This is a genomic window from Pseudoduganella sp. R-31 (genome assembly GCF_049913235.1).
GTDB lineage: Bacteria > Pseudomonadota > Gammaproteobacteria > Burkholderiales > Burkholderiaceae_D > Rugamonas.
This window is the reverse complement of the sequence record NZ_CP183986.1, coordinates 303690-318174: the sequence shown is the minus strand read 5'-3', so window position 1 is coordinate 318174 and position 14485 is coordinate 303690. Positions and strand designations below refer to the sequence as shown.

Genomic DNA, 14485 nt, shown 5'->3' with positions numbered 1-14485 from the left:
AACTCCTCAAATCGTGCGCGAGAAGCGCAGCGGATGCACTTGTCCCGGCGCCGTTCCTGCAGCACGGTCGGCAGTCAGGTGGCGGTCGAACACCATGCAGATATTGCGGATCAGCAGGCGACCCTTGGGCGTTACGGAAATCCAGTCGTCTTCGATCGCCAGCAAGCCGTCGCGCTCGAACTCGCGCAGCTTTTCCAGCTCCTTGGCGAAGTACTGCTTGAAGCGGATCGGATAACCGAGTTCCAGCGCCGAGATCGACAGCTCGAAGTTACACATCAGCATCTGGATCACCATGCGGCGCAGCAGGTCGTCGTTGTCCATCGCGTAGCCGCGTGCGATCGGCAGGCGGCCTTCGTCCAGGCGCGCGTAGTATTCGTCCAGCGTTTTCTCGTTCTGGCTGTAGGTGCCGTTCACCGAGCTGATGGCAGACACGCCCAGCGCCACCAGGTCGGTTTCGGCGTGGGTCGAGTAACCCTGGAAGTTGCGATGCAGGCGGCCCTGGCGCTGTGCCACGGCCAGGTCGTCGTCCGGCTTGGCGAAATGGTCCATGCCGATGTAGACGTAGCCGGCCTTGGTCAGGCGATCGATGCACAGGGCCAGCATATCCAGCTTCACGGCCGGCGTTGGCAGCTCGTCTTCCGCAATACGGCGCTGCGGCTTGAACAGGTGCGGCATGTGCGCGTAGTTGTACAGCGCGATGCGGTCGGGATTGGCCTCGATCACCTTGTCCATCGTTGCCTGCATGGTGGTCATGCTTTGCTTTGGCAGGCCGTAGATCAGGTCCACGCTGATTGAGCGGAAGCCCGCGTCGCGCGCTGCCTGGATCACGGCCAGGGTTTCCTCGGCAGGCTGGATGCGGTTGACGGCCTTCTGCACGTCAGGATCGAAGTCCTGCACGCCCATGCTGACGCGGTTGAAGCCCTGCTTGCGCAGCGTGTGGATACGTTCAGCGTCGACGGTGCGCGGGTCGATCTCGATCGAGTACTCGCCCTCTTCATCCGGTGCGAATTCGAAGTGCTTGCGCATGTGCGCCAGCAACTCGCCCATCTGGTCGTCATCCAGGTAGGTCGGGGTGCCGCCGCCGAAGTGGAGCTGCTCCACGCGGTTCATGCCCGCGAACAGCTTGCCCTGCATATCGATTTCCTGCTTCAGGTAGCCAAGGTAGGTGACGGCCTTGCTGCGGTCCTTGGTCACCACCTTGTTGCAGGCGCAGTAGTAGCAGACCACGTTGCAGAAAGGGATATGGACGTACAGCGAGAGCGGTGCACGCGCCCCGCGCATGCGCAGGTTGGCTTGCGCCTCGAGGAAGCTGGAGTAGCTGAAGTCCGGCTTGAAGCGGTCGGCGGTCGGGTACGAAGTGTAGCGCGGGCCGGAAGTGCTCATGCGGCTGATCAGCTCTGCATCAAACTGTACGGTTGGTTCTGCAATGGTATTCATGATTTTCTCGTTCGGTATCAGGCTGCGAGGCGTTTGGGCGCCTTACGGGTTGGCTGCGCGCCGCGTGCCGAATTGACAGCCGTCAGGCGCGCATGACGGGTGCGTTCAAATTTGAACAGGCTGAAGGCGTCGCGCAGGTGGCCGGCTTCGTCGGCCAGGCTGACCGCCGCTGCGGCGGCCTCTTCGACCAGGCCGGCGTTCTGCTGCGTCACCTGGTCCATGTGGTTGACGGCCTGGTTGACCTGGTCGACGCCGATGCTCTGCTCGCGGGAGGCGGTGGAAATCTCGTGCATGATGGTGGTGACCTGCTTGACCGAGTTCACCACTTGGTCCATGGTGGCGCCGGCGCGTTGCGCACGTTCCATGCCGGTGCTGACCTTCTCCACCGAGATTTCGATCAGCTGCTTGATGTCCTTGGCGGCAGCGGAGGAGCGCTGCGCCAGGTTGCGCACTTCGCCAGCCACCACGGCGAAGCCGCGGCCCTGCTCACCGGCGCGTGCCGCTTCGACCGCGGCGTTCAGCGCCAGGATATTGGTCTGGAAGGCGATGCCTTCGATCAGGCCAATGATGTCGACCACGCGCCGGGACGAGGAGTTGATCTCGTCCATGGTCGCAATCACTTCGGACACGATCTCGCCGCCTTGCACCGCTACGCCGGAAGCGCTGACTGCCAACGCGTTCGCTTCCATCGAGTTCTCGGCATTGGCCTTCACGGTCGAAGAGAATTCCTCGATGCTGGAAGCGGTCTTTTCCAGGCTCGCTGCCTGCGATTCGGTGCGGCCGGCCAGGTCGGCATTGCCGGCGGCAATCTGCTTGGTCGCCACGGCCATCGCATCGATATTGAAGCGCACGTCGCGAATGGTGGCGATCAGGTTGTTATTCATCTGCTGCAGGGCGCGCAGCAACTGGCCCACTTCGTCGGTGCTGTCGGTGTCGAAGGAGCCGGTCAGGTCGCCGGCCGCGATCAGGCGCGCGCCATCGAGCGCGCGGCCCAGCGGCTGCAGCATGCCGGTGCGCAGCGTGTACCACAGGAAGACGTTGATCAGGAAGCCAAAGGCCGTGGCGCCAAAGATGCCCCAGCGCGTCACGTCGCTGGTGCCATCGGCGAACAGTGCAGCGATGCAGACCGCGATCTGCAGCACGTTGACCACGCTGGTGGCCAGCCAGATGCGCATGGCCAGCGACACATGGCTCAGGCGTGCCAGCACGTTCGACAGGCCCAGGCGCACGATCTGGCCATTCTTGATGCGGATATTGCGGGCACCGGCAATGATCTTGCGGTAGGCCTCGGTCGCGGCCGCGATCTGGCCGCGTTCGGCCTTGGTGCGCACCGACATGTAGCCGATGGTGCGGCCGTTTTCCTTGATCGGGGTGATATTCGCTTTGACCCAGTAGAAATCGCCGTTCTTGCAGCGGTTTTTCACCAGGCCGGTCCAGGGAATGCCGGCGCGGATGGTTTGCCACAGGTCGGCAAACGCTTCCGGCGGCATGTCCGGGTGGCGGATGATGTTTTGCGGCTGGCCAATCAGCTCCGCAGCGGAGAAGCCGCTGATGTGCTCGAAGTAAGGATTTACGTAGACGATATTGCCTTCCAGGTCAGTCTTGGAGACGATCGCCTGGTCTTCGTCCAGTTCTACTTCCTGATTGGTTACCGGTAAATTCTTACGCATCGCGCGCTCCCTGTTGACTTTCTTGCTATAACGCAAGATCACAGGGAACAGTCTAGGGACTTGAGCGCGCTTTTTTAATGATGTAGATCAAATCTGGCAGGGTTGGCCGGTCAGGCCACTTCTGCCTGGATTGCCGAACTGTCACGAACGTTCTTTTGCACTGCGACGGCGGCAAACAGGCTCAGGGCAAAAGCCATGCCGTAAAAGCCTTTTTCGCTGAGCGCCAGGTTGGCATTCCACAGACCGACCCCCAGCAGCAGGATAGCGGACGCGGTGGAAATCCAGCACAGGCCGAAGTACATATTCGACACGCGAATGCCTTCCACTTTGTCGCGCACCGACTTCTGCAGCGATACGGCGGCGAACAGGCCGTACAGCAGCAAGGTCAGGTAGTACCCTTTCTCGTTCAGCGCCATCTGGGCATTCCACAGGCCGGCCAGGAAGGCGCCGGCGCCCAGCAGCAGGGCGGTCCAGGAGGCGCCAACAAACGCGCCGGAAGGTCGGTTATGGGTCGACATCGGATTCTCCTTGTTAAAAATGACAGTGTGCCGCCGGGCCAATGCTTAGCGCTTGACCACGCTCAACAGTTTGCTGCCGATGGTGACGACCGCCAACACGATAGCGCCGGCGATCACGCCACCAATGGTATCCAGCGCGGACGGGGTAATGGCAGCCAGCAGGGGACCAACGCCGCCCACCGAACCGGCAGCTTCGGCAGCGTGATGGATCACGTCATGCGCGCCAGGAATACCGTGGGTCAGGATGCCGCCACCGACCATGAACATCGCGACCGTACCGGCAACCGACAGGAATTTCATCAGCTTGGGCGCCGCAGTCAGCAGGAAACGGCCGATCGCCTGCACGGCGGCACCGGCACGCTTGGTAAGGTACAGGCCGGCGTCGTCCATCTTCACGATGGCGCCCACCAGGCCATATACGCCCACGGTCATCACGATGGCGATGCCAACCAGCACCGTCACCTGTTGCAAGAAGCTGGCGGCCGCCACGGTGCCCAGGGCGATTACGATAATCTCGGCCGACAGGATGAAGTCGGTACGCACGGCGCCCTTGACCTTTTCCTTTTCCATTGCCACCAGGTCAACACTCTGGTTCGCATCCACCAGTTCCTTGTGGTGCTGCTCATCTTCCGCCGGCGAATGCAGGAACTTGTGGGCAATCTTCTCGAAACCTTCAAAGCACAAGTAGGCGCCGCCCAGCATCAGCAGGGGCGTAATCGCCCATGGCGCGAAGTAGCTGATCGCCAGCGCAGCAGGCACCAGGATCGCCTTGTTGATCATCGAACCCTTCGCTACTGCCCAGACAACAGGCAATTCACGGTCGGCTTGCACGCCTGCGACCTGCTGCGCATTCAGCGCCAGGTCGTCGCCCAGCACACCCGCGGTCTTCTTGGCTGCCACTTTGCTCATGGCAGCCACGTCGTCCAGGATGGTGGCAATATCGTCGATCAGTGCAAGCAGGCTGGAACCGGCCATTTCGTATAACTCCAAAGAAAAATTACAGGATCGACAATCTAACACGCCGCCGCAGCCAGCGGGCATCTTCAACGCTACAATGAACTCTTTATTCGTCGGTAATCGGTCATGACTTTCACCATCTGGATCACCTTTGTCATCGCTGCCTGCATCATTGCCGTGTCGCCTGGTTCCGGCGCGGTGTTGTCAATGTCGCATGGTTTGTCCTATGGCGTGAAGCGTACTTCCGCCACCATCCTCGGCCTGCAACTGGGCTTGCTGCTGGTGCTGGCGATTGCCGGCGCGGGTGTCGGCTCCCTGCTGATCGCCTCGGAAGTAGCCTTCAGCGTGGTGAAGACCGTGGGCGCGCTGTACCTGATCTGGCTGGGCATCAGCCAGTGGCGCGCCAAAGTCGCCGCCGGCGAAGGCGTACATGCCGCCCGCCAGGCGCTGCCGACCTTCCGCAAGCGCGTGATGATCGGCTTCCTGACCAATGCCACCAACCCGAAAGGCATCATCTTCATGGTGGCGGTGCTGCCGCAGTTCATCAACCAGCATGCGGCGCTGCTGCCGCAACTGGCCATCCTGGCCGCAACCATGTGCGTGATCGACCTGGTGGTGATGCACAGCTATGCCTTCCTGGCCTCGTCGATGCAGCGCTTCTTCCGCGAATCTTCAGCCATCAAGGTGCAAAATCGCGTATTTGGCGGCCTTCTGATGTTTATCGGCGGTGCCCTGTTCTTCGTCAAGCGGGGAGCGGCCCAGGCATGACCACCCAGTTCCGGCATTACAAGGGCGGCATCTACGATCTGGTGTGTGAGGCCACGGTGGAATCCGACCTCAGCACAATGATCGTGTACAAGGCTGCCAACGGCTCCATCTGGTGCCGCCCGCGCGAAGTCTTCTTCGAAATCATCGAAGTGGATGGCAAGCAGGTGCAGCGTTTTACCCCCATTTGAAATTATTTGTAACTTGCGTCCTCGCCAAGGGGGCTCAGGCGTTATATAAAAACAAAAACGCCGCAGACGTTCCCTTGGAGAGATAGAATGAGCCGCAAGATAGTGCAGTTCCTGATGCTGGCAGCGCTGGTCGCAGTGACCTCGGTTGCCATGGCCGATCCGCCCGCCCGGGTGGGACGGGTGACGGTTACCGAAGGCAGGGTGACCATGCTCGTCAACGGTGAAGAAGAATCCGGCAACCTGATGAACTGGCCGGTCACCAGCGAAAACCACCTGACGACCGCGTCTGGCGCCCGTGCGGAATTCCGCGTCGGCTCCACCGCCATCCGCCTGGACGGCGACACCGACCTCGAGGTGCAGGAACTGGATGACGAGCGCCTGGTGCTGCGCCTGAACTACGGCACCGCCGCCGTGCGCGTGCGCGATCCGGCCATGCTCAATGAATTCGAATTCCTCACGCCGCAAGCCCGCATTACGCTCACCGAACCCGGCTCCTTCCGGGTCGACACGGAGCGCGCTCCCGACACCACCGTGGTCAACGTCTTCGCCGGCAATGCCCGCGTTGAAGGCGCCGGCACCATGCTGACCGCCCGGTCCGGAAAACGCGTGGAAGTACGCGGCGACGACATCTTTACCGCGCTGGCGCGGCGTGATGATTTCGACAACTGGGTCGCCAACCGCGACCGCCGCGACGAAGGCATGGTCGCTTCGCGCTACGTGCCGGCTGACATGACCGGCTACGAAGACCTGGATAATTACGGCAACTGGGTGGAAGACCGCGAATACGGCACCGTCTGGTTCCCGCGCGCGGTGCCGGTCGGCTGGGCGCCCTATCGTGACGGCCGCTGGGTCTGGATTTCGCCATGGGGCTGGACCTGGGTCGATAACTCGCCCTGGGGTTATGCACCGTTCCACTATGGCCGCTGGGTCGTGGTCAGCGGTCGCTGGTGCTGGACGCCGGGACGCGTCATTGGCCGCGCAGTATGGTCGCCCGCGTTGGTGGGCTGGGTCGGCGGCAATAACTGGAGCGTCAGCTTCGGCTCGGGCCGTTCCGGTCCCGCCGTTGGCTGGTACCCGCTGAGCCCGCGCGACCGCTATGTGCCGGCTTACCGCGTATCGTCCGATTTCGAGCGCCGCCTCGTGTGGAATCACCGCACCAACGAGCGCTGGCACGAGCGCTACCACGACCGCGACCACGATGGCCGCCGCGATGGCGTGACTGCCTTGCCGAGCGACCAGTGGGGCCGTGGCCGCCATATTCCTGTGAACAACGGAGTGCGCGTCACGCCGCAGGACGTGCGCAACGTGCCGATCATGACCGCGCCGCCGGTATTGGCCTCCAGCTTGCAGCGTCCGCAACGCCAGGAACCGCCGCCGAGCCGTGAAGACCGCTTCAACCGTGACCGCGACGACCGCTTCAATCGCGACCGTAACTGGGAGCGTCGTGCCGAACGCGGCCCGGACCTGCGTGGCCCTGAGCGCCAGGAACAGCAACGCCAGCAGTTGCTGCAAACCCAGCCGCAGCAACCTCAGCAGCTGACGACGCCGCCACAGCAGCCGCGCCAGAACTGGACCCGTACCGATAATGACGAGCGCGACAATTGGCGCGGCCGCAATATGCGGGAGGAGCAGCGCCGCCCAGGCATCATTACGGCGACCCAGCAGCCGCCGCAACTGCAAGCAGCGCCGCCGCAAATGCCGCAGCCGCAGCCGCAACGCGTGGAGCAACCGCGCCATGAGCCGCGCTTCGGCGGAGGGGACCGCGACGCCCGGGAAGACCGTGGCCGCCGCGACGCACCGCCGCAGATGCAGATGGCCCCGGCCCGTCCGCCGCAGATGTCGCCACCGCCGCAGCAGGCCCAGCCACAACCGCAGCCGCAAATGCAACCCCAAATGCAGCCGCAGCAGCACCATCAACAACAGCCGCAGCAGCAGCAGCGCCGTGAAGTGCGCGAACGCCGCGGCGAGGATCGCCGGGAAGAAGAGCGCCGTTAAAGCGATGTCATGAAGGGGTAGCGAAACAGGGATAAGCTGCGCGCCTTGTCCCGACTATTTCGCCCCAAACGGAAGAAAAAGTCTTAGCCAGCCGGCCAACAGCCCAGGCTGGCTTTTTTTTATTTGCCGATTTTCGCCCGCTGGCGAATGCGCTCGCGCCACTCGCCCAACGCCGACAGCGCGCCGTGGAACTCCCGCTCGATCAGGTCGGCCTCCGCCTCCGTCACCTTGCCATCGATCAGCGCCTCGGACACCGCCTCCGCCACCGCGCCCACCTGGGCCATCACCTTGCACACCGTCTGCGACAGGTCGTCATTGCTCACCTCATCGGGGATAGGGACGATGAAGGCCGCCATGCCATGCCGCGTTAGCAGCGCGTGCAGCGGCAACATGGCTTCATGCACGCCAGCCTTGTGGCACAGGTCCACGATCGTTGAAACCTCCTCGAACGAGGGGTAATGCGAAGCGATGGTCGGCGCCAGCTTATTGCGCAGCACGTTGGCCGAAATGCCCATTTGCTGGGCAAGCGCCTCAATGCCGCCGGGATAGGTACGCGCCACCTTGTAAAGCGCGTCGTGCTGGTTCATGTCCAGGTATTTCTTAGTCATGGTGAAGCTGGCCTTTTTTTACCGATGCAGTCGGATTGTTTGAAAGATATGCTGATTTTCATCGAAAGTTTAACTACCTGACAACGGTGAATTTCATGTTCAAGCGCACTCGCTTCGCGGCCATCATGGCAATCGTGGTGGCAATTGTAGTCGCCAACACGGCCGATGCCCGCCCAAGCGGCTCATACCGCAGCGGCTTTTCCTCGAGCCGCAGCACGGTTTCGCGCAGCGTCAGCACCCCGAGCAAGCCAAGCTTCGGCACCTTTGGCCAGCGCCAGTCGCAGCCGCCTGCTGCGGCACGCACGCAACAACGCGATTCGGCGATGTCCCGTGACCTCGACCGCCGCGCCGCCCAGGACCAGGCGATGCGCACCTATGACACGCGGCGTGCGGCCGCTACTGGCCAGCCGGCGCCCGGCAGCTTCGGCAGCTCCACGGCCTCCCGCACCGGGACCACGCCTCCGCTGCCTCCGCTTGATCCGGTCGTTCCTGGTGGCCGCAGCGGCGGAAATGGCGGCTACAGCAACGGCGCCTTTGCCCAGCACGGCGCCCCGAACAGCGGTTCGACCAGTGCGCCGGCGCCCGTAATCGTCCGCGACAGCAGCAACGGCTGGCTGTGGGGCATCGGCGGCTTCATGCTGGGCCGCGCAGCCAGCGGCCATGCGGCTCCGGCCCCTGCTCCTGCTGCTCAGCCAGCCCCGGCACCGGCGCCAACCGTCCAGGGTGACGTCAGCGGCAATACCGGTGCCATGGCCGATGCCGCCGGCGCGAGCGACATTGCTGGTGCTGTTGTCGAGACCGCCCGCCAGCAGCAAGTACAAGCCCCGGCCGCCAAACCAGCCGCCCACGAATCGAGCACCCTGGCCAAACTGGCAGTCGCCTTGCTGATCGGCGGCCTGGTGTGGCTGGCCTGGAAAGCCTTCAGGATGATGGCCGCGGCGCAGGAAGTGAAAAAGAACGCTAACTACTCGTTTGAAAGGAACTAAGGAATGGGCTGGAAAGACGCCATCGATTACCTGCGCAGCGGCGCCAAGCGCCGCGGCGTCGACAGCGACGCGCCGCAGCCGGAAGACCGCGGCCTGCCGCTGGCAGCCCGGATCGGCAGCGTGGTGAACCTGCAAGCGTCGCCCCTGCTGCGCGCCAACGCCAACGGTTCCCTGGTCGCGTTGCCGGAAGCGGAAGACAGCCGGATCCTCGCCATTTCGCAGTTCAAGCTGTCGATGGCCGGCCGCCTGTACCGCTACTACCTGGCTAAGGGCGACGAGGACGAGCGCGAAAAGTTCCTCCAGCTTTATGTGGACGAGCACGGCGAGGTGAAGGAAATCCTGTACTGCACGCAGCTGGTGCGCTTCATCCCCACCACGGCGGAAGACCAGGACGCCTTCACTGGCGCAGATGGCTGCGGCCTTGGCGACCTGCAATTCAGCCTGTGGCGCAGCCAGCTGGAGGAAAGCGGCGCGGACAGCGCAGTGCTGGCCACCGCCTTCGGCGAGCAGGAAGCGCTGGACTTCGAGCGCGATGTTGGCGACCCGAATGCCGGTTTCGTCCCGCCCTTCACGGGCACCGAAACCCGCATCGACGAAGCCAGCGGCATGCAGGGCCTGAAACAAGAGCTGTACTTCATGCCCTACGCCCGGCAACTGGGCGACGGCAGCAAGGAATACCTGCTGGTCACGACGGAGATCCTCCAGAGCGTGAACGGCGATGCAAGGAAACGCGGAATTCACGTCGACTTCGTAGTGGGAATTCCGGTGGAGCAGGAACGGCTGGTCATCCAATAACGACCGCCGCATTGGTGAATTGAACTTAACTGAAAGGAAGCAAAAATGAGCAACTCGAATGGCTGGGCCCTGACTGCACGACTGATTTCCAAGCACTTTGGCGCCCTGGGCGACCGCGTGTCGGAAGCCATCGCCAGTTTTGACCCGGAAACGGCGACCGAGGCCGACCGCGACCGCCTGGCCGACACCCTGCGCAGCGCCGCCCAGAAGCTGGCCCAAGCCCGCGCCGCCTTCAATAAGGAGCGCGACGACGTGGTCCGCCTGCGCAAACTGATCGAAACCGACGAAAAAGCCACCGGTACCCTTGCCGAACGCCTGGCCGCCGGCCAGATTTCGGAAGCGACGATCAACCTGTTCTGCGACGAGCTGGAAGCCAACAAGGGCCGCCTGCCGCAGGAAATCCAGGAAGAAGCCGACGCCCAGGCCTATATGGAAGAACTGCAGAAGATCGTCGACGCCCTGTCGCAGCAGCTGGCCGACTTCGATGCCGCCGCGAAAAAGGCGATGCAAGCCCTGGCCCAGGCCAAGGCCCAGCGCGACCTGCAGCAAGTGCGCGCCGAGCGCCAGAGCCAGCTGGCCAACCTGTCCGGCATGCGCGGCAATACCAGCGCGCTGAACGCGCTGACCAAGCGCGCCCAGTCGATCGCCAACGAAGCCGAAGGCATGAAGATCGTCTCCGACATCGGCCAGCGCCCTTACGACCAGGCCGCAGAAATCGAAGCGATCCGCAAATCGGTGACCAACCCGGCCAACGGCAGCGAATCGGCCCTGGAACGCCTGCAGCGCCTGTCGAACAAGGCGCCAGAAGCCGCCTGACCTTGAAAAGTGGCCCTCAGGGGCCATATAGGTAACGATGTAAAATGGAACCCGGCGCACTCGCACCGCGCCGGGTCTTTTTTTTGTTGTTACAAGATTGGAAAAATCATGATGAAACCCATCTCGCCTGAAGAGTCCCTCATTGAGTACCCGAGCGACTTCCCGATCAAGGTGATGGGCGCCACCCACGACGCCTTCGCCACCACGATTATCGAGGTAGTGGTCGAGCACGACCCGACTTTCCACGAAGGGAAGCTGGAATCGCGTCCGTCGGCAAAAGGGAATTACACCAGCCTGACCTGCACCGTGCGCGCCACCAGCCGCGAGCAGCTGGACAATATTTACCGCGCGCTGTCCGGCCACCCGATGGTCAAGATGGTGCTTTAAGAAGCTGGCTGCGGGCGATTTCCGCCTTCAGCCACTCGCGGAACGCCCGCACCTGCGGTTTCTGCAGGACGTGCGGCGGACTCGCCAGGTAGTACTCATACGCGCAAGGCGTGGCGATATCGAACAGCCGCACCAGGCGTCCCGCAGCAATCTCCTCCATTGCCACCAGATGACGCACCAGCGCCACCCCGTCGCCGTCGACGGCGGAACGGACCTGCATCGACAAGTCCTCGAACATGACACCGCCGGCGGGCTCCGGTAGGCTGAGTCCGGCTGCCTGGAACCACGGCGTCCAGGCGTCCTCTGATCGCAGCAGCGTGGCGCGCGCCAAATCCTGCGGGCAGGCCGGCAGGTCGCCATCGCGATAGCGAGGACTTACTACTGGATAAAGGATTTCGCTGCTCAGGTGGACCGTTTCGAGCCCCGGATACCTGCCGCGTCCGAAGCGGATGCCGATATCGATCCCGTCGCGCGCCAGGTCTTGCAACTGCTGGCCGAGCTGTAGCACGACTTCGATTTCCGGGTGCTGTTCTATAAACCGTCCCAGCCGAGGCGCCAGCCAGCGTGCGGCAAAGGAGGGGATGGAGGTCACGCTCAAGCGCTGCAACCCTTGCTGCGGCCGCAGCTGGGCGGCGCCGTTGGCCAGCTCTGCCAGGCAGCGCGCCACGGTGGCTGCGTATTGCCGTGCCTCCTCTGTCGGTGTCACGCGCCGCCCATGGCGCACAAACAGCGCCACCCCCAATTCCTGCTCCAAGCCGCGGATCTGATGGCTGATCGCGCCATGCGTCAGGCTCAACTCTGCCGCCGCCCGCGAGAAATTTCCGTGGCGCACTGCCGCCTCAAAAGCGCGCAAGGCAGAAAGATTGGGAATTCGCATGTGAAAAAAATTAGCAAGACGGTTGAAAATATATCGTTTTGGCTAGCATGAGGCAAGCAAATATTATGTAAATAAATAACTTTACCAAGCCGGAACGCCGCCATGAGTCTCAAACTGTATGTGGACAGTCAATTTGTCAGTCCTTACGCCATTTCCGCCTACGTCGCCCTGCGCGAAAAAGGCCTCGACTTCGAGCTGGAGACTGTGAACCTGGACGCCGGCCAGAACAAGGAACCATCATTCACCGACAAGGCCCTGACTGGCCGCGTGCCATGCCTGGTGCATGATGACTTCATGCTCACCGAGTCGAGTGCCATCACTGAATATCTGGAAGAGATATATCCCGCGCCGCAATACCCCAGCTTGTACCCGGTCCGCCCTGAGAAACGTGCGATCGCGCGCCAAATCCAGGCCTGGATTCGCAGCGACCTGCAGGCGCTGAGGGAAGACCGCAGCACCTATACCGTGTTCTACAAGCGAGCCGAACAGCCCGAGCCCCCACTGTCCCCGGCCGCCCAGGCGGCAGCGAACAAGCTAATGCAACTGGCCGGACGCCTGGTCAACGGCGATTACCTGTTTGGCAGCTGGTGCATTGCCGATACCGACCTGGCCATCATGCTGAGCCGCCTGGTGATGAATGGCGACCCGGTGCCGCAAAAGCTGAAGGATTACGTTATCTTCCAGTCGCAGCGACCGTCCTTGCAAGATTGGCTAAAGAACATCAACCTGATGACAGGCTAAGGAAATCGGCATAAACCTGCTCAGCCATTAAGCAGCGACAAGGCTGGACCGGTATAATGGACGGGCTTTTCCCGACCTGTAGCCCTATGCCTATCCAGCCGGCGGTGATCCGCCATCTCGGCCAAGCCGAATACGAGCCAACTTTCGCAGCGATGCGCGCCTTCACCGACGCGCGCCAGGAAGACACGCCCGACGAACTGTGGATCGTCGAGCACCCGCCCGTCTATACGCTGGGCCTGGGTGCCGACCGCGGCCACCTGCTGGCCGGCGCCACCTCGATTCCCACGGTGCAGACCGACCGCGGCGGCGAGGTGACCTTCCACGGCCCCGGCCAGGTCGTGATCTACCTGATGATGGACCTGCGCCGCAACAAGAAGGGCGGAAAGCTGTATGCCCGCCAGTTCGTCAACAAGATCGAAGAAGCGATCATCAATGTGCTGGCCGCGTATAATCTCGCCGGCGAGCGCGTTGAAGGCGCGCCCGGCATCTACATCGCCAACGGCCCGAAAAAAGGCGCCAAGATCGCCGCCCTCGGCCTGAAGGTGCGCGGTAATGGCTGCACCTACCACGGCGTATCGCTCAACGTGGGCATGGACTTGGCCCCCTTCACCTGGATCAATCCCTGCGGTTACGCAGGCCTGGAAACCATCGACATGCGATCGATGGGCGTGGATGTCCCGCTGGCCGATGTCCAGCAGGCCCTGGCCAAGGAGCTGGTCAACCAGCTCCAGGTGGCCGAACCTGAATTAACTTGAAAGCAAGCAGCTATGACTTACAACCCAAGCGACAAGCAAAAAGGCGCCGACAAGACCTCCCGCATCCCGATCAAGATCATCCCGATCGAACAGGCCGAGCGCCTGAAGAAGCCGGAGTGGATCCGCGTCAAAGCGGCATCGCATTCTTCCCGCTTCTACGAGATCAAGGACATCCTGCGCGAGAACAAGCTGGTGACCGTGTGCGAAGAAGCGAGCTGCCCGAACATCGGCGAATGCTTCGGCAAGGGTACTGCTACTTTCATGATCATGGGTGACAAGTGCACCCGCCGCTGCCCGTTCTGCGACGTGGGCCACGGCCGCCCTGACCCGCTGGACACCCAGGAGCCGATCAACCTGGCCAACACCATCGCCAAGCTGCGCCTGTCCTACGTGGTGATCACCTCGGTGGACCGCGACGACCTGCGCGACGGCGGCGCCGGCCACTTCGTCGAGTGCATCACCAAGACCAAGGAACTGTCGCCCAAGACCCAGATTGAAGTGCTGGTGCCCGACTTCCGCGGCCGCCTGGAAAAGGCGCTGGACATCTTCGCCGACGGCTTGCCGGACGTGATGAACCACAACCTGGAAACCGTGCCTCGCCTGTACAAGGAAGCCCGCCCAGGCGCCGACTACCAGCACTCGCTGACGCTGCTGAAAGACTTCAAGGCACGCTACCCGCACGTCAAGACCAAGTCCGGCCTGATGGTCGGCTTGGGCGAGACCGACGAAGAGATCCTGGAAGTGATGCGCGACATGCGCGCGCACGACATCGACATGCTGACCATCGGCCAGTACCTGGCGCCGTCCAACAGCCACCTCCCGGTTCGCCGTTACGTGCACCCGGACGTATTCAAGATGTTCGAAGAAAAAGCCTACGAAATGGGCTTCGCCCACGCCGCGGTTGGCGCCATGGTCCGTTCCTCGTATCACGCCGACGTCCAGGCCCACAACGTCCTGGAACAGGCCTGAGCCGAATCAGCCATTCTG

Annotated in this window: 16 protein-coding genes; 10 read left to right on the top strand and 6 right to left on the bottom strand. The window is 62.6% G+C overall.

Features of this window, described 5'->3' with window-relative positions; translation table 11 throughout:
* Positions 1-6 precede the first annotated feature (6 nt).
* From hemN to ACN9MY_RS01430, 4 genes are all read right to left on the bottom strand, one after another.
* Entirely contained in the window at positions 7-1437 is a 1431-nt protein-coding gene (gene hemN, locus ACN9MY_RS01445) for an oxygen-independent coproporphyrinogen III oxidase (RefSeq protein ID WP_426166811.1), read from the bottom strand.
* 17 nt (positions 1438-1454) lie between these two features.
* Positions 1455-3107: a methyl-accepting chemotaxis protein gene (locus ACN9MY_RS01440; protein ID WP_426166809.1), complete on the bottom strand. Its 1653-nt coding sequence runs from the start codon at positions 3105-3107 to the stop codon at positions 1455-1457.
* A 110-nt stretch (positions 3108-3217) separates the two neighbouring features.
* Positions 3218-3625 (bottom strand): inner membrane protein YiaA, encoded by a 408-nt coding sequence (yiaA, locus tag ACN9MY_RS01435; RefSeq protein ID WP_426166807.1) that lies wholly within the window; start codon positions 3623-3625, stop codon positions 3218-3220.
* Between the two features lie 45 nt (positions 3626-3670).
* Positions 3671-4600 (bottom strand): DUF808 domain-containing protein, encoded by a 930-nt coding sequence (locus ACN9MY_RS01430; protein ID WP_426166805.1) that lies wholly within the window; start codon positions 4598-4600, stop codon positions 3671-3673.
* A gap of 108 nt (positions 4601-4708) precedes the next feature.
* Between ACN9MY_RS01430 and ACN9MY_RS01425 the strand changes: the two genes are divergently transcribed.
* From ACN9MY_RS01425 to ACN9MY_RS01415, 3 genes are all read left to right on the top strand, one after another.
* Entirely contained in the window at positions 4709-5350 is a 642-nt protein-coding gene (locus tag ACN9MY_RS01425) for a LysE family transporter (RefSeq protein ID WP_426320041.1), read from the top strand.
* Positions 5347-5538: a DUF1653 domain-containing protein gene (locus ACN9MY_RS01420; RefSeq protein ID WP_426320039.1), complete on the top strand. Its 192-nt coding sequence runs from the start codon at positions 5347-5349 to the stop codon at positions 5536-5538. The genes ACN9MY_RS01425 and ACN9MY_RS01420 overlap by 4 nt, the downstream gene beginning before the upstream one ends.
* Before the next feature lie 87 nt (positions 5539-5625).
* Positions 5626-7533, top strand: a complete 1908-nt coding sequence (locus ACN9MY_RS01415; protein ID WP_426336743.1) for a DUF6600 domain-containing protein — start codon at positions 5626-5628, stop codon at positions 7531-7533.
* 119 nt (positions 7534-7652) lie between these two features.
* On the opposite strand, the gene ACN9MY_RS01410 is transcribed toward ACN9MY_RS01415, so the two are convergent.
* Positions 7653-8141, bottom strand: a complete 489-nt coding sequence (locus tag ACN9MY_RS01410) for a phage regulatory CII family protein (RefSeq protein WP_426166797.1) — start codon at positions 8139-8141, stop codon at positions 7653-7655.
* Between the two features lie 95 nt (positions 8142-8236).
* Between ACN9MY_RS01410 and ACN9MY_RS01405 the strand changes: the two genes are divergently transcribed.
* From ACN9MY_RS01405 to ACN9MY_RS01390, 4 genes are all read left to right on the top strand, one after another.
* On the top strand, positions 8237-9127 hold the full coding sequence (locus tag ACN9MY_RS01405) for a hypothetical protein (RefSeq protein WP_426166795.1): 891 nt from the start codon (positions 8237-8239) through the stop codon (positions 9125-9127).
* A 3-nt stretch (positions 9128-9130) separates the two neighbouring features.
* Entirely contained in the window at positions 9131-9922 is a 792-nt protein-coding gene (locus ACN9MY_RS01400) for a DUF2491 family protein (RefSeq protein WP_426166793.1), read from the top strand.
* 45 nt (positions 9923-9967) lie between these two features.
* On the top strand, positions 9968-10738 hold the full coding sequence (locus tag ACN9MY_RS01395; RefSeq protein WP_426166791.1) for a hypothetical protein: 771 nt from the start codon (positions 9968-9970) through the stop codon (positions 10736-10738).
* Between the two features lie 111 nt (positions 10739-10849).
* Positions 10850-11125 carry an HP0495 family protein gene (locus ACN9MY_RS01390; protein ID WP_426172354.1) on the top strand — a complete coding sequence of 92 codons (276 nt, stop codon included), beginning with the start codon at positions 10850-10852 and terminating at the stop codon, positions 11123-11125.
* Here ACN9MY_RS01390 and gcvA read toward each other — a convergent pair.
* The gene (gene gcvA, locus ACN9MY_RS01385; RefSeq protein WP_426336742.1) at positions 11109-12002 is read right to left on the bottom strand and encodes a transcriptional regulator GcvA; all 894 of its coding nucleotides are present in this window, start codon (positions 12000-12002) and stop codon (positions 11109-11111) included. The two genes, ACN9MY_RS01390 and gcvA, sit on opposite strands and share 17 nt — an antisense overlap.
* 102 nt (positions 12003-12104) lie before the next feature.
* On the opposite strand from gcvA, the gene yfcF reads away from it, so the two are divergent.
* The 3 genes from yfcF (at position 12105) to lipA (ending at position 14467) form a co-directional block, all read left to right on the top strand.
* On the top strand, positions 12105-12743 hold the full coding sequence (gene yfcF / locus ACN9MY_RS01380) for a glutathione transferase (RefSeq protein WP_426166787.1): 639 nt from the start codon (positions 12105-12107) through the stop codon (positions 12741-12743).
* Positions 12744-12829: 86 nt separating this feature from the next.
* Positions 12830-13498 carry a lipoyl(octanoyl) transferase LipB gene (gene lipB / locus ACN9MY_RS01375; protein WP_426320026.1) on the top strand — a complete coding sequence of 223 codons (669 nt, stop codon included), beginning with the start codon at positions 12830-12832 and terminating at the stop codon, positions 13496-13498.
* 12 nt (positions 13499-13510) lie between these two features.
* Positions 13511-14467: a lipoyl synthase gene (gene lipA, locus ACN9MY_RS01370; protein WP_057265523.1), complete on the top strand. Its 957-nt coding sequence runs from the start codon at positions 13511-13513 to the stop codon at positions 14465-14467.
* Positions 14468-14485: the final 18 nt, after the last annotated feature.

Bases quoted from the DNA above. Each gene is read 5' to 3' on its own strand.
- ACN9MY_RS01430 (WP_426166805.1), bottom strand. From the start codon at position 4,600: ATGGCCGGTTCCAGCCTGCTTGCACTGATCGACGATATTGCCACCATC.
- ACN9MY_RS01415 (WP_426336743.1), top strand. From the start codon at position 5,626: ATGAGCCGCAAGATAGTGCAGTTCCTGATGCTGGCAGCGCTGGTCGCA.
- ACN9MY_RS01410 (WP_426166797.1), bottom strand. From the start codon at position 8,141: ATGACTAAGAAATACCTGGACATGAACCAGCACGACGCGCTTTACAAG.
- hemN (WP_426166811.1), bottom strand. From the start codon at position 1,437: ATGAATACCATTGCAGAACCAACCGTACAGTTTGATGCAGAGCTGATC.
- ACN9MY_RS01425 (WP_426320041.1), top strand. From the start codon at position 4,709: ATGACTTTCACCATCTGGATCACCTTTGTCATCGCTGCCTGCATCATT.
- ACN9MY_RS01405 (WP_426166795.1), top strand. From the start codon at position 8,237: ATGTTCAAGCGCACTCGCTTCGCGGCCATCATGGCAATCGTGGTGGCA.
- gcvA (WP_426336742.1), bottom strand. From the start codon at position 12,002: ATGCGAATTCCCAATCTTTCTGCCTTGCGCGCTTTTGAGGCGGCAGTG.
- lipB (WP_426320026.1), top strand. From the start codon at position 12,830: ATGCCTATCCAGCCGGCGGTGATCCGCCATCTCGGCCAAGCCGAATAC.
- ACN9MY_RS01390 (WP_426172354.1), top strand. From the start codon at position 10,850: ATGAAACCCATCTCGCCTGAAGAGTCCCTCATTGAGTACCCGAGCGAC.
- ACN9MY_RS01420 (WP_426320039.1), top strand. From the start codon at position 5,347: ATGACCACCCAGTTCCGGCATTACAAGGGCGGCATCTACGATCTGGTG.
- ACN9MY_RS01400 (WP_426166793.1), top strand. From the start codon at position 9,131: ATGGGCTGGAAAGACGCCATCGATTACCTGCGCAGCGGCGCCAAGCGC.
- yiaA (WP_426166807.1), bottom strand. From the start codon at position 3,625: ATGTCGACCCATAACCGACCTTCCGGCGCGTTTGTTGGCGCCTCCTGG.
- lipA (WP_057265523.1), top strand. From the start codon at position 13,511: ATGACTTACAACCCAAGCGACAAGCAAAAAGGCGCCGACAAGACCTCC.
- ACN9MY_RS01440 (WP_426166809.1), bottom strand. From the start codon at position 3,107: ATGCGTAAGAATTTACCGGTAACCAATCAGGAAGTAGAACTGGACGAA.
- ACN9MY_RS01395 (WP_426166791.1), top strand. From the start codon at position 9,968: ATGAGCAACTCGAATGGCTGGGCCCTGACTGCACGACTGATTTCCAAG.
- yfcF (WP_426166787.1), top strand. From the start codon at position 12,105: ATGAGTCTCAAACTGTATGTGGACAGTCAATTTGTCAGTCCTTACGCC.